General features: G+C 49.0%; 13 protein-coding genes and 2 pseudogenes. 11 read left to right on the top strand and 4 right to left on the bottom strand.

The window, feature by feature from the left end; genetic code table 11:
• Positions 1-94: 94 nt before the first annotated feature.
• A complete protein-coding gene (cls, locus tag QOS46_RS07720) occupies positions 95-1,630 on the top strand; it encodes a cardiolipin synthase (protein WP_283608711.1) in 1,536 nt (511 codons plus the stop codon).
• A gap of 103 nt (positions 1,631-1,733) precedes the next feature.
• Here cls and QOS46_RS07715 read toward each other — a convergent pair whose 3' ends face one another.
• Positions 1,734-2,966, bottom strand: a complete 1,233-nt coding sequence (locus QOS46_RS07715) for an MFS transporter (RefSeq protein WP_283608710.1) — start codon at positions 2,964-2,966, stop codon at positions 1,734-1,736.
• Between the two features lie 370 nt (positions 2,967-3,336).
• On the opposite strand from QOS46_RS07715, the gene QOS46_RS07710 reads away from it, so the two are divergent.
• The 5 genes and pseudogenes from QOS46_RS07710 (at position 3,337) to QOS46_RS07690 (ending at position 5,853) form a co-directional block, all read left to right on the top strand.
• Positions 3,337-3,837: a spore coat associated protein CotJA gene (locus tag QOS46_RS07710; RefSeq protein ID WP_283608709.1), complete on the top strand. Its 501-nt coding sequence runs from the start codon at positions 3,337-3,339 to the stop codon at positions 3,835-3,837.
• Positions 3,834-4,094: a spore coat protein CotJB gene (locus QOS46_RS07705; RefSeq protein ID WP_283608708.1), complete on the top strand. Its 261-nt coding sequence runs from the start codon at positions 3,834-3,836 to the stop codon at positions 4,092-4,094. The genes QOS46_RS07710 and QOS46_RS07705 overlap by 4 nt, the downstream gene beginning before the upstream one ends.
• Positions 4,094-4,189, top strand: a pseudogene (locus tag QOS46_RS07700) (manganese catalase family protein); the annotation flags it as partial. The gene QOS46_RS07705 and the pseudogene QOS46_RS07700, both read left to right, overlap by 1 nt.
• Before the next feature lie 85 nt (positions 4,190-4,274).
• Complete coding sequence (locus QOS46_RS07695; RefSeq protein ID WP_283608707.1) at positions 4,275-5,087, top strand: alpha/beta fold hydrolase; 813 nt, start codon at positions 4,275-4,277, stop codon at positions 5,085-5,087.
• A gap of 292 nt (positions 5,088-5,379) precedes the next feature.
• A complete protein-coding gene (locus tag QOS46_RS07690) occupies positions 5,380-5,853 on the top strand; it encodes a TspO/MBR family protein (RefSeq protein ID WP_283608705.1) in 474 nt (157 codons plus the stop codon).
• Positions 5,854-6,045: 192 nt separating this feature from the next.
• Here the strand turns inward: QOS46_RS07690 and QOS46_RS07685 are convergent, their stop codons facing one another.
• Entirely contained in the window at positions 6,046-6,291 is a 246-nt protein-coding gene (locus QOS46_RS07685; RefSeq protein ID WP_283608703.1) for a hypothetical protein, read from the bottom strand.
• 260 nt (positions 6,292-6,551) lie between these two features.
• On the opposite strand from QOS46_RS07685, the gene QOS46_RS07680 reads away from it, so the two are divergent.
• Positions 6,552-7,979 (top strand): recombinase family protein, encoded by a 1,428-nt coding sequence (locus tag QOS46_RS07680; protein ID WP_283608701.1) that lies wholly within the window; start codon positions 6,552-6,554, stop codon positions 7,977-7,979.
• Positions 7,967-8,506, top strand: coding sequence for a manganese catalase family protein (locus QOS46_RS07675; RefSeq protein ID WP_283610803.1), 540 nt, complete (start codon positions 7,967-7,969; stop codon positions 8,504-8,506). The genes QOS46_RS07680 and QOS46_RS07675 overlap by 13 nt, the downstream gene beginning before the upstream one ends.
• Positions 8,507-8,687: 181 nt before the next feature.
• Here the strand turns inward: QOS46_RS07675 and QOS46_RS07670 are convergent, their stop codons facing one another.
• The gene (locus tag QOS46_RS07670; protein ID WP_283608699.1) at positions 8,688-9,629 is read right to left on the bottom strand and encodes a D-2-hydroxyacid dehydrogenase; all 942 of its coding nucleotides are present in this window, start codon (positions 9,627-9,629) and stop codon (positions 8,688-8,690) included.
• 521 nt (positions 9,630-10,150) lie between these two features.
• Positions 10,151-11,209 carry an SLC13 family permease gene (locus QOS46_RS07665; protein WP_283610801.1) on the bottom strand — a complete coding sequence of 353 codons (1,059 nt, stop codon included), beginning with the start codon at positions 11,207-11,209 and terminating at the stop codon, positions 10,151-10,153.
• A gap of 377 nt (positions 11,210-11,586) precedes the next feature.
• On the opposite strand from QOS46_RS07665, the gene QOS46_RS07660 reads away from it, so the two are divergent.
• The 3 genes and pseudogenes from QOS46_RS07660 to QOS46_RS07650 all read left to right on the top strand — a co-directional run.
• Positions 11,587-11,751 (top strand): hypothetical protein, encoded by a 165-nt coding sequence (locus tag QOS46_RS07660; RefSeq protein ID WP_283608698.1) that lies wholly within the window; start codon positions 11,587-11,589, stop codon positions 11,749-11,751.
• An 83-nt stretch (positions 11,752-11,834) separates the two neighbouring features.
• On the top strand, positions 11,835-13,328 hold the full coding sequence (locus QOS46_RS07655) for a recombinase family protein (RefSeq protein ID WP_283608695.1): 1,494 nt from the start codon (positions 11,835-11,837) through the stop codon (positions 13,326-13,328).
• Between the two features lie 46 nt (positions 13,329-13,374).
• Positions 13,375-13,464: pseudogene (locus QOS46_RS07650) on the top strand (manganese catalase family protein); the annotation flags it as partial.
• Positions 13,465-13,533 lie beyond the last annotated feature (69 nt).

The following is a 13,533-nucleotide window of genomic DNA, read 5'->3' as shown; positions in this document are numbered from 1 at the left end:
TCATTGTGCGGTTTTGTTATTTATTATAACGTATCCCCACCCGTTTGACAAGAAAGATCCCATTAAAACCTGTTCTCTGCAAAGGAAGGACCGTATGAAAAAGGCACTAAAAAGTCTGCTTAGCCGCACCTCGATGATCGCACTGGCCATTCTCGTGCAGATTGCGGTGCTGCTGGTGATGATCACACAGTTCAGCAATTATTATGTATGGTTTTATAGCGTCTGCTACGTTATCAGTATTGTGGTAACGCTATGGATTTTAAATAACAGCGATCTAAATCCTACTTACAAGCTGGCTTGGAGTGTAGCTATTCTGTTATTCCCCATTTTTGGCGGAATGTTTTATTTGATGTTCGGCCGCAGTCGCCACAATCGGGTGATCCGCCGCAGTGTTTCACTTGAAAACCAAAGCTTTCGAGCATATTTAAAGCCAGACCCCGAAATTTTGGAGGAGATCACGGCGCAGAATCCAGATGCGGGCGCGCAGGTGCGATATTTACAGCGATATTCGAACTGCCCGGTCTGCCGAAATGGTTCGGCTGTCTATTTCCCGAGCGGAGAGTCTAAGTTCCGCACTCTGGTAGAAGAGCTGAAAAAAGCGGAGCATTTCATCTTCCTCGAATATTTCATTATCCGCGAGGGAGTGATGTGGAATACCGTTCTGGAGATTCTCGCGCAAAAGGCCCGGCAAGGAGTGGAGGTGCGGGTGCTGTATGACGACATGGGCTGCCTCTTTACACTGCCGTTCAAATACAGCCGCCGCCTTGAGAGAATGGGAATCCAATGCAGCGTGTTTAACAGCTTTGTGCCGTTCCTTTCCACCTTGATGAATAATCGTGATCACCGCAAAATTGTGGTGATTGACGGCAAGGTTGCCTTTACCGGCGGCGTAAACCTTGCCGATGAATATATTAATTTGTCTCCGCGCTTCGGTCAGTGGAAGGACGCCGCCATTATGATTCGCGGAGATGCGGTGTGGAATTTTACAGTGATGTTTCTGTCCCTGTGGGGATTTGAGCGCAAAATCACGGAGGATTACGAGAAATTTCGCGTCCCGCAGGAGCCGGGCGAGCCGCAGGAGGGCGGATATGTTCTGCCGTACAGCGACAATCCCTTGGATTGGGAGCCGGTGGGACGTAATGTATACCTGAATCTGATCGGCCGCGCAAAAAAATACCTGTATATTAATACGCCGTATTTGATCCCGGATAACGAAGTTCTAACGGCGCTGTGCAACGCGGCCAAAAGCGGGGTGGATGTCCGAATTATCACGCCGCATATTCCGGACAAAAAGTTGGTTTACATGGTCACCCGCGCCAACTACGAGGTGCTGGTGAAAAACGGGGTGAAAATCTACGAGTTTATTCCCGGCTTTAACCACGCGAAAACGGTTGTCTGCGATGATGAATACGGGATTGTTGGAACGATCAATTTCGATTACCGCAGCTTTTACATGCACTTTGAGTGCGCGGCGTGGATGTTCCGGTGCCCAGCCATTGGCAGCATGCGGGATGAATACCTGCTTTCTCTTTCGCAGTGCAGGCAGGTGGTGCATGCCGAGTGCCGCAGCAACAGATGGTTTGTTCGTGCGCTCAACAGCGTGCTGAATCTATTTGCCCCCTTAATGTAACAGCGAACCGTCTTTGCTTTGTCTGGTGCGGGTCAAAGAGAGAAAAATTCAGCAGGAATAGAAAAAGAGGTACGCTCCCGATTAACGGGACGTACCTCTTTTTCTACGGCAAAGAAACGGGCTGTTCGCCGGTTCCCGGCCACTTTGCCGTTCTGCCGTACTGTATCCCCACCAGAACCAGCAGCACACCGGTTACCAGCAGAATCGATTCGACACTGACGATGTCGGCCAGAGGGCCGAATAGCAGAATCGCCACCGGCATGGCGCTCGCAGTGATGAGCTGCACAATGGAAAAGACGCGGCCCAGTACCTCCGGCTCGGTGATCTCCTGAATATGTACGGTCTGCGCGGTGGAAAGCGGAGGCAGAAAGAAGCCGGAAATCCCCACGACGATCAGGTAAGACAAAAAATCCCAGGCAACTCCCATTAGCGCGAAAAACACACCGAACGCCGCAAGGCAAAGCGCAACGGTTTTCACCTTGTTGCGGAATTCCCCTTTTATCGCCACAAAAATTCCGCCCACCAGCGAACCGGCCGTCCACACCATTTCATTCGCAGTCAGGCGCCAAATTTCACCGCCGAAGGTACGCTCCACCAGAAGGGGAGAAAGGACAGCCGCTGGGGTAATCAGAAAAAAAGAGGCCATGTAACAAAAAATCAAATTCCGCAGCTGCGGGTGGCGAAACGTGTAGTCGATGCCGGTTTTCAGTTCTGCCCACATGGAATCGGGTTCTTTTTCGGTGCGAATGCGTTCCACGTTAATTCGGCTCATAACCAAAATCGCGAGAGCCGCGGTCGTCACATCCAAAAAAAAGGCGCCGACAATTCCCACCCAGCCTAAAATGATACCGCCTGCGGCAGGGGCAAGCAGCAGAAGAACAGAGTTCAGGGATTGGTTGATTCCCTGAACCTTGGTCAGTGATTCCTGCGGTACCAGCTGCGGGTAGATCGCTCCCACGGCCGGAGTCTGGATTCCTGCTCCAATTGAGCGTACGGCCGAAACAACCAGCAGCAGCTCCAGCCTTTGAAAACCAAGGAGAAATGCCACGGCCAGGCCGAGCGTGGCCGTGGCAATAAAGCCGTCTGATAGCATAATCAGGTATTTGCGGTTGTAACGGTCAGCCCAAACGCCCCCGATCAACGAAACCAGAACCTGGGGCAGAATCGAGCAGATGGTCGAAAGCATGATCCACATGCCGGAAGAGGTCGTCAGGGTAATGTGCCATATGATGGCGAAGCCCACAACGGAGGAGCCGAACAAAGAAATATTCTGGCTCAACAAAAACCAGCCGACCCGCTTTTTCCAGGCGGTGGGGTCAGTTTTGATTTGATTCATAAAATTGGTTTCCTCTCTCGGTTTTTAAGGAAAAAACTCGAAAAATCCGCCGGCCAGTGCTCTTAGCAGTCAGAAATTAGCGACATTTCCGCGATTTCTCCGAAGTAGTGTTGAACAAAGCAGGCACCTGCTTTCTCATATCAAAATTATACTATGAATCCGAACCACAGGCAAGGTGCAGAATCGCCGGGCGCGAGGATGAAATCGTGACTTGGTGATTTGTCCTGAAAATTCTTTATTTTGCGCTGTTTCAGCGCCAAAATCAGCCCCCTGTTTGATTTTCAAAAGAGAACAGGCACTCGGAATATTCTGCCGGCATATTCTGTTATGGGATAAGCTTTAGATTATGAGAAAGGGGAACACGAGAAGAATGACAGATAATCAGAATCTGCAGTACCTGCAAAACATGCAAAATATGCTCAACGCGCAGAGTACGCAGAATCCACAAAGCATGCAGAACGCACAGAGCATGCAGCCCGCGCAAAGTATGCAGAACGCGCAAAGTATGCAGAACGCGCAGAGCATGCAGAATGTGCAGGGTATTATGCAGCCCGCGCAAAGTATGCAGAACGCGCAAAGTATGCAGAATGTGCAGAGTATGCAGAATGCGCAGAGTATGCAGAACGCACAGAGTATGCAAAATGCGCAAAGCATGCAGAATGCGCAGGGCATGCAGAGCGTGCAGAATATGCAGAGCTGCGAACTGACCGTTGCGGTTTCACCGCTGCCGGCCCAGACGGTGGTTGCCATGGCATATATACCGTTTCAGCAATTCGACACAACGTATTCGGCGGAAAAGGGATTTAATCAGGGTACGATTTTCCCGGATCTGGATAAACCCTTTACGGGGAAAAGGGGTGTTCTAAAATGACAGATCAGGAAAGATTGATGCGCCAGATCAACGCGTATCGATTCATGGCGTGGGAGCTTCATATTTTTTTAGACACACATCCCAACAACTGTGAAGCCGCAAAGAAACTGGAAGACACCCGCAAGAAGATCGATGAGCTGACCAAAAATTATGAGGACACCTACGGCCCGATCGGAGAAACCAGCAGCCAAACCAGCCGCTGGGCTTGGATCACCGGCCCCTGGCCGTGGGAAATTGAAGAGGAGGGTGACAACTAATGTGGGTTTACGAAAAAAGATTGCAGTACCCGGTGAAAATTAAAAACCCCAACCCCGCTCTGGCTAAGATCATCATCACACAGTATGGTGGGCCATAGTGCAGACTGGTATCAAATCCATAACAGTCACCGAAATATCTTCAAAAGAATATTCTGGTAGTATTTTAGAGGAGATGATGATGTGGGATACTATGTAATGGTTGAATCAAATGTAAAAATTTTCGTTGAAGATCTGAATCCTGCCGGGGATAAAACCATTCTGCTTGTTCACGGGTGGCCGGGGGATCACAATTTATTTGAATACCAGTTAAACCAGCTTCCAAAACTGGGGTACCGGTGTGTTGCAATGGACTGCCGCGGCTTCGGCCTTTCTGATAAACCGTGGAGCGGTTACGACTACAATCGCCTGGCCGACGACCTGCGCGCCGTGATCGACGCCTTGCAGCTGAGGAACATTACGCTCGGCGGTCACTCCACGGGCGGGGCCATCTGCCTGCGCTATATGGCACGACATAACGGCCACGGGGTATCGAAGCTGGCGCTGTTCGCGGCGGCAGCCCCCAGCCTGATTCAACGCCCGAATTTCGCGTATGGGCTGAAGAGACAGGCGGTTCTGGACATTATTCAGGGAACATATACCGACCGCCCCAAGATGCTTCAGGGTTTTGGAAACATGATATTTTTCCACTGCGTTGGCAAACCGATTCAGGACTGGATCTTCCAGTTAGGCCTGCAGGCAGCCAGCTGGTCAACCGCCGCAGTTGCAAACACCTGGCTTAACGAGGTGCTGTTTGACGATATGGCAAAGGTGAATGTTCCCACGCTGATTTTACATGGGCTGAATGATCGAGTCTGTTTGTATCCACTGGCAGTGGCGCAGAACAGAGGAATCAAAAATTCGAAGCTGGTTTCATTCCGGCAGTGCGGCCATTTTCTGTTCTACGATCAAATGGAGAAGTTTAACCGCGAGCTGATCGCTTTTCTGCAAAGCTGAGTTCTTTGCCGGCGGAATTTTTTGGAGTACGACATATCGCTTCGGCTTACCATTTATGGATTGATTTTTAGTAATGATATGAGTATAGTAAAAGCAAAGAGGAATCGCCGTAACCAGTCATAAAGTCCGGGGAGAATAAATGGTGTGGAGCCAGGACTTTTTCTTGTTGTGCTGGTTCCGGCCTGCATAGAATCTGTGGATTACCGCATATACTAGTGCCGCGGAGGATTGCCGCAGGCTACGGGAGAAATCACCATATTAAATTAATCGGAAAGCAGGGTGGGGATAGCAGATGTATTGTGTTACGATTCGATGGAAGCCGCTGATCGCAAGTATCGTCCTAAGTATGGGAACCGGTGCATTGTCCGGACTGTTAATCAGGAGCAATACCGGGATATATGAACAGCTTACTCTGCCGCCGCTCTCGCCGCCTTCCTTCCTTTTTCCAATTGCCTGGGGCATTTTATATTTTTTGATGGGCATTTCTGCCTATCTGGTGTACTGCTCCGGCTCACAATGGAAAAAACAGGCGCTTACGGTGTATCTGGTTCAGCTTCTTGTCAACTTTTGCTGGTCGCTGATTTTCTTCAATCTGCAAGCCTTTTTTGTGGCCTTCCTTTGGCTGGTTCTTCTCTGGGTACTGATTCTCGTAATGCTTCGGCTGTTTTATCGCTGCCGAAAAGCAGCGGCGTATTTGCAGATTCCGTATTTGCTGTGGGTGACGTTCGCGGCTTATCTCAGCTGTGGAGTCTGGCTTTTGAATTAATAGACGATTTTATTTTTCACCGCACCCGGCACCGGGTGCGGTGTTTTGCTGTGAATTTTCGGCCTTGTGCGAGAATATCGGTTCAATATTGTCAGGCTTAAATTTTGCAGAGACGCTTTTTGTGCGAGAACGAACCAATAAAGAAATTCATAGCCATGGGATACTGTGCGAACGATAAACTCTTTATTTCTCCTAATTTTCCTTTGGCGCAGTGCCGCGTGAGTGGCGTAGCGACATCTGTTTTCCGATACGCTCAAGCATGGATTGTTCGTATTCTTGGCGCTCCTTTTGTACCATTTGAAATTCGTTTTCCAGGCATTCGCAGCGGTATGTTCCAGATTTCTTCGTTAGTGCGAAAGCTGCGCGTCCCCAGTCAAGCACGCGCTCGTCGTCGAGCCGAATGCGTGTCACTACGGCGTATGTCTCCTTTTGAGGCATCGGTCTCACCTCCATGACAAGCATATGGGGGGAGAATTTTGTCCTATGACAGCTCCTGTTTTTGTTGGATGGATTGATGCAGCGTACTTTCTGCAAAGCTGAGTAGATATTCCCCGTTTAAACTCCGCTAAAGGCCCTCGTGTGCTTCTGAAATGCGGAGCTTTCCTTACTTGTGTGTCGGTCGAATAATCCCTCAAGGGGGTTCATATACAGATTAAGGGAATCAGGGGTTTCATTCGAATGGAAGGGGGAAGACTGAAATGAAAATTGCGGCGGCTTATATCCGGGTTTCCACAGAGGATCAGGCCGAATATAGCCCGGACAGCCAGATTAGACTGATCCGCGACTATGCCGCGCACAATGGGATGACCGTGCCGGATGAATACCTATTCACCGATGAGGGGATCAGCGGAAAATCTACCAAGAACCGCACACAGTTTAACCGGATGATCGGAATTGCAAAGCAAAAGCCAAAGCCGTTTGAAGCGATCCTGCTGTGGAAATTCAGCCGCTTTGCACGCAGCCGACAAGACAGCATCGTGTACAAAACAATGCTGCGCAGGCAGCTTGGCATCGATGTGATCTCCATTACCGAACTGCTCGGCGACGATAAAATGTCCATCCTGATGGAAGCGATCATCGAGGCTATGGATGAGTATTACAGCATCAATCTGGCCGAGGAGGTTACCCGTGGGATGACCGAAAAGGCCGGTCGGGGAGAGCCGGTTTCGATTCCCTCCTTTGGGTACGACATCATCGATAAGCGGTATGTGATCCGGCCGGAGCAGGCAGAGGTGGTGCGCATGATTTTTGCGGACTATCTGTCCGGGATGGGAGCAGCTGAAATCGCGCGCAAAATCAATGCAATGGGCGTACCGACAAACCGGGGGAATTCCTGGGCGGGACGGACGGTGAACTATGTGCTGAATAACCCCGTGTACCTCGGCAAAATCCGTTGGACGCCGGGAGGAGTGGGGTGGGGAGGTAACCACGACAGTCTGCAAGAAAATATTCTTCCCGGCCTGCATGAACCGATTATCGATCAGGTGACTTGGGATCTTGCACAGAGACAGAAAAAACAGTTCCGGAAGATCTATCCCAAGTATTCGAGAAATACCCCGCCACAGAAAGGGGAGTATCTTCTGCGCGGCCTCGTCCGCTGCGGCGCGTGCGGCGGCACCCTTGCAAGGCTCGGCAAGGACAGCCTGCAGTGTGTCAATTATAATCACGGCCGGTGCGACGTGTCCCACAGCGTTTCCATTTCAAAGCTGAATGCCGTGGTTTTGGCCGGAATTCGGCAGGCGCTGGAAGATGATCTCTTTACGCTGCGCCCGCTACCAGAAGCTGCGGGTGCAGATCTTTCCCGGATGGCAGAAAAAGCACTGCAGCACCAGCAAAGCAGGCTTCTGCGCGCAAAAAAAGCGTATGCCTCGGGCGTCGATACCCTGGAGGAATACAGGGCGAACAAAGAAAGCGTTGAGAAAGAAATTGTGCGGATACAAAAAGAGCTGTCCGCTGTAAAATCAGAGCAAGGAGGAAGGCAGAGCAGTCAAAAACAAAGTATTCTTGCCGTTCTACGCGATGAAAAAATCGGGAACGCCACCAAAAACGAACTGCTCCGTTTGTTCGTTGACCATATTGTATTTGACCGAAGGGGCAAAACGGTTGAAATCGTATTTCTTCAGTAGAAAAGGATACCCTTTTGCAGTATGGAGGACCCGACGGGGAACTCGGCGCTTCTCTTCGCTACCTGAGCCAGCGGTTCACTATGCCGTACCCCGAGCTAAAAGCAATATTGACAGATATCGGCACGGAAGAACTGGGGCATCTTGAAATGATTGGCGCGATTGTGTACCAGTTGACCAGAAATCTGACTCCAGAGCAAATCAAAGAGGCTGGCTATGATTCGTATTTTGTCAGTCATACGACAGGGATTTACCCCGTAGATGCCAGCGGAGTTCCTTTTACGGCGGCAGCATTGGCGGTTTCCGGAGACCCCATTACCGATTTGCATGAGGATTTGTCTGCAGAACAAAAAGCCCGCACTACCTACGACAACATTTTGCGCTTCTGCGATGATCCTGACGTTATCGACCCCATTCGATTCCTTCGTCAAAGAGAAGTCGTTCATTACCAGCGCTTCGGTGAAGCAAAGCGCACAAAACGGATACAATCAACAGCCTTCAGAAACACTGGTTTTTCTGAAGGCTGTTGATTGTATGAATCGTTACAGAAACCTACTGATTGAAAACAATTCTCTTCATCATGCTTTCGTTGTATTCATACAGCCATATGCTGCATCTTGCAAAGAAAAATGGCCGCCCAGCTATGGGCGGCCATTTGTTAAAAATCAAAATTAAATTAAGTTGTAGATCAGCTGCTAGTTGCGCTTGTGATTAGTGCAGACCCAAAGCGTCCTTCAGCTTGCCAGTAATGAACACGCCGATGTCGCGGGATGCGTCGACCGTCTGCGCTCCCAAATGAGGGGTAACGATAAAGTTATCGCAACCAAACAGGGGAGAATCGAAGGTAGCGCCCTCAACCAGACCACCGGCCGCCAGCTCATTTTCCATTACGTCAGAAGCATAGCCGCCAACTTTATTAGCCTTCAGAGCCTCATAAATATCCTGCTCGTTGACAATGCCTCCGCGGCTCATGTTCAGAACCACAGCATTAGACTTCATCTTGGCAATGGATTCTGCATTAAACAGATCCTTGGTATCGGGAGTCAGAGGAATGTGAATGGAGATATAGTCAGCAACCTTCAGCAGTTCATCAATCTCCATGCCTTTGGCATGCTCTTTCTCAAAATCTTCTGCTTTGAGGAAGGGATCATAAGCCACTACGTTCATCAGGAAAGCACGGCCCAGTTCGCCCACACGGCGACCGATGCGACCAAATCCCAAAATGCCCAGTGTTTTGCCTCTCAGCTCGCTGCCGACAAACTTATATTTATCCCAGTTGTGATTGGCTTTGACGTCGGCATCCGCGGGGATGGTGTGACGAGCCATATCCAACATTTTAGAAATGGTCAGCTCAGCCACAGCGTTGGCGTTCAGGCCAGGTGCGTTGAACACCTGAATTCCCTTCGCCTTGGCGGTCTCCAAGTCGATGTGATTCAAGCCGACGGAGCACACACCAATCACCTTCAGCTTTTTAGCTGCATCCAAAATTTCCTTGTTGATTGCGGGATCTACACGCATGACCAGAACGTCATAGTCAGGGATCAGTTTTGCCAGCTCCTGCTGGGTGGGGAGCATGTGGGTGTCAACCTGCATGTACTTGCCCAGTTCTTCCGAAATCGAGCTATGGACAGCGTCAATAATAAGACATTTCATGAGAATCTTCCTTTCATTTGTACCACAATTTTCACGGCGCATTCCGTTGTTAAGCCACGAGAAATAACGCCGTTTTTTATGAATGAATAGATCAATCAGCAGAATAAAAGTGTCAAAAAAGATTGACAGAATAGTAAATATACCGAAAAAAATGAAATGGAGTCGGGCTTCTATGCGTTACACTTCCAGAGAAAGTGGAAAATAAACAAAATTGTAGTTTCAACAATCTCATTTATTGTAGCAGGTGGAGAGGGATTTGTCCAATACAAATAACACATTTCTAGTATATAGATTGTTTTATAACTAATTTCATTCTTTCGTTCGTTTGAGAAAGACCGGCCAGGAACAACAATAGTATGCGGAAAGCATACTTTTATATAATATTTATTATAAAATGACAACTACAGATAAATTCAAAAAAACTCAAACAAATTACATAAGTTACCGAATATATTGCTTTTATATTTTAGATAAGTGTGCTAAGAGTCGGCAGTAGTGTAATGTCATTGGTGCCGGATAGCTTAACACGACCAAACGAGTTCGAATACCGTTAGAACAGCGAGAAACACCAGGTTCAGCACGGTGAAGAGCTTTAAATACCGCCCCGTGCTCTTCTGATAAATACTTATGTAGAATTTGTACGAAATCACGCTAGCCATTGATGCGATCAGTGTGCCCAGCCCGCCGATGTTTACCCCAATCAGCAGCTGGCGTGCATGTTCGGTAAAACCGGAAAGAAGAATCGCGGCCGGAACATTACTGATGAACTGACTCGTGAGAATGGCTGAAAATATCGTGCTATTCTGTGTAAAGCAGGACAAAAATGTGTCAACTGACTCAATACTTCCTAGATTCCCCACTAAAACAAAGATGAAAAAAAAGGTTGCCAATAAGCTGTAGTCCACACTTGCGAGCGTTTTTCTGTCCAATGGAATGAGGACAGCGAGGAGCACAAGGAGGGTTGCCTGATAAGGCAGCCAATTAAATACGGAAGCAACAGATAGCAGAAACAGCATGCAATACAGCACAATTTTTTGGGGGCGCGGATGATTTTTCTCTGGGATAGGCGGAGGCTGGAGAGGCAATGGAGAAATTAACAGACAGCCGGCCGCCAGCAATAGCCCGCCCAACAGACCAACGGGGAGCATGCTGACAAAAAAATCAGCAAGCCCTATTTGGTACCGCGAAAACAAATAGAGGTTTTGCGGATTGCCAAAGGGCGTCATGGCAGAACCAACATTGGCGGCAATGGTCTGCAATACTACAATATAAGCACTCCATTCATCTAGCTCGCAGGCGGAAAGAATCGCCAGCGTGGTTGGGATAATCGTAATCAGTGCAACATCGTTTGTTACCAGCATTGAAAGAAAATAGCAGGCAAATACCAGAAAAAAAGTCAGCACGCGCGAGTTTGAGATTCGCGAACAGATCAACAGAGACGCTTTTTCCAGAATTCCTTCAGCCTGAAGGCCCAGAATAGAAGCCATTAGGCAGAACAGGCAGGATAATGTTTTAAAATCAATATAAGATAAATATTTCGTGGAAGGAGGAACCACGAGCATGGACAAAACTGCGAACACAACCGATGCAAACAAAATCGGTTCCTTTGCGAGCCGAGCTTTCGCTCGCCGGAGATAATACAACGAATTATCTTTCACTCATTTCACCGCTGTTTCAAGTTGTTCTCCAGTTTGAGGAAAACAAGTTAGGATTGAAATGCATTGCGATACGTCAAAATTACAAGCCTCATCATACCATGAAGAGAGGAAAAAGAAAATATCCAAAATCAATGATGCGGCGAATCATTTGAAACCGGATCGCTTTGGGATACAAGACATTTCCGGCTGCCATTGCCTGTGTTTGCGGGGGTGTTCAGGTGACTTTCTGACGGTTTAATGCACGGACATACATTTTGGGACATCCGTTCCTCATAAAGTACCACAAGGAGGGATGCTCCATGGGGAAAGAGAGGTCGTATGAAAAAAGTTCATGCCAGGCTGTTGTGCGGGGCAAGGTGGTTGCAATTCGGAATCTGACTCCGGTTTATACGCCACGGGAGAGAGAAAAAAGAAAGGCAGAAATCAATCGTACTCTTTACGAGGTTTTTTCAAAATACCGGTAAAGAAACCGGACTGAAGAGACAGAACCGCAAAAGGCCGTTTGGTAAATGGCCTGATTAGGGTTTGGGAAAGGGAGAAAAGGAGTATGGTCGCAATTTATGCCCGGCAGTCGGTAGACCGGGAAGACAGTGTTTCTACGGAAAGCCAGATTGAGGCCTGCCGGTACGAGGTTCGGGGCGAGGCTTTCCGCGAATATGTGGATAAAGGGTACAGCGGAAAAAATACAGACCGGCCCTGCTTTCAGGAGCTGATTGCGGACATCAGGAAAGGCGAAGTCTCGAAGGTGGTCGTATACCGGCTCGACCGGATCAGCCGCTCCATTCTCGACTTTTCCAATATGATGGCCCTGTTTCATCAATATGGGGTCGAGTTCGTTTCTTCCACGGAACGGTTCGATACCTCCACGTCTATGGGGCGCGCGATGCTGAGTATCTGCATGGTGTTTGCCCAGCTGGAACGCGAAACCATCCAGCAGCGCGTGGCGGATGCGTATTATTCTCGCAGCGAAAAAGGGTTTTATATGGGCGGCCGCATTCCGTACGGATTTCGTCTGGCCGAAACCTCGATTCACGGAAAACGGACAAAAGGATACGTTATATGCGAGGAGGAAGCCGAGCATATCCGAATGATGTACCGAATGTACGCTGAGCCGGGTACGTCGTATGGCGATATTGCCGCCTGCTTTCAGGACCGTGGGATCACTTACCGGGGAAAGCCGTGGCCGCGCGCGAGAATTGCCGATTTTTTGAAAACCCCGATTTATGTTCAGGCCGATTTGGAGGTGTATGAATTTTTTCGGGAGCAGGGAACTGTAATCGAATCCCCGCCGGAGGATTTTATCGGGACCAACGGCTGCTATTATTACAGGGGAAAAGACTCTGTGCAGCGAAAACAGGCTGATTTCAAGGATAACCGGCTGGTGCTGGCGCCCCACCGGGGAATCATTCCTGCCGGGCTTTGGCTGAAATGCCGCAAAAAGTGCCAGCAAAACAAGCAGATTCAGCCGGCGCGGAAAGCGGTACATACCTGGCTTGCGGGTCTGGTGAAATGCGGCAATTGCCATTATGCGCTCACCTTCAAGAAGTACAATACGCGCAGTTCCCGCTATCTGCTTTGCAGCCGGAAAATGAATTCCAAGGCCTGCAAGGGTGCCGGAACCATTTATGCGGATGAATTTGAAGCAACGATCTATGATCAGATGGTTCAAAAGCTGCGGGAATTTTCGGTTTTGGCCCAGGAAAAAGAGGTTCTGGAGAATCCGGAGGCCGCAGTGCTGCACTTGGAATGGAATAAGACGGAACAGGAAATCGAGGCCCTGTTGGATAAAGTCGCTTCGGCCGACGCCGATTTAATGAAGCTGATTAACCGGCGGGTCACCGAATTATCTGCAAAGCGCGATCAGCTGGAACATCGGCTCGCTGGCTGCGCGTGTGCCGATGTGGCTAGTCAGGGACAAATAAAAGATTACCTGAACGAATGGGAGTGTCTGTCTCTCAATGACAAACGAAAGGTGGCTGAGAGCTTGATTGGAGTGATTTACGCCACCAGTGAGCAGGTCGAAATCAATTGGAAAATATAATGTTCTTTCGAACGAAATCGTGCAAAAGAGTGAAAATTACCCTTTTGTACGCTTTGGTGAAGGTCTGCGCATTACCACCGATCATCTGGACAGCAAGAACTTCTATGCGTTCAACCCGGCGTTTGACAAAAAGTAAAGTCGGCGATCGGAGCGCATAATAGGCAGATTATTCGGCGCATAACACAAAGGCACCCCATTCGTCAGG

Source organism: Faecalispora anaeroviscerum, assembly GCF_947568225.1.
GTDB lineage: Bacteria > Bacillota > Clostridia > Oscillospirales > Acutalibacteraceae > Faecalispora > Faecalispora anaeroviscerum.
The sequence above is the reverse complement of the archived record's forward strand: the minus strand, read 5'-3'. Positions and strand labels throughout refer to the sequence as shown.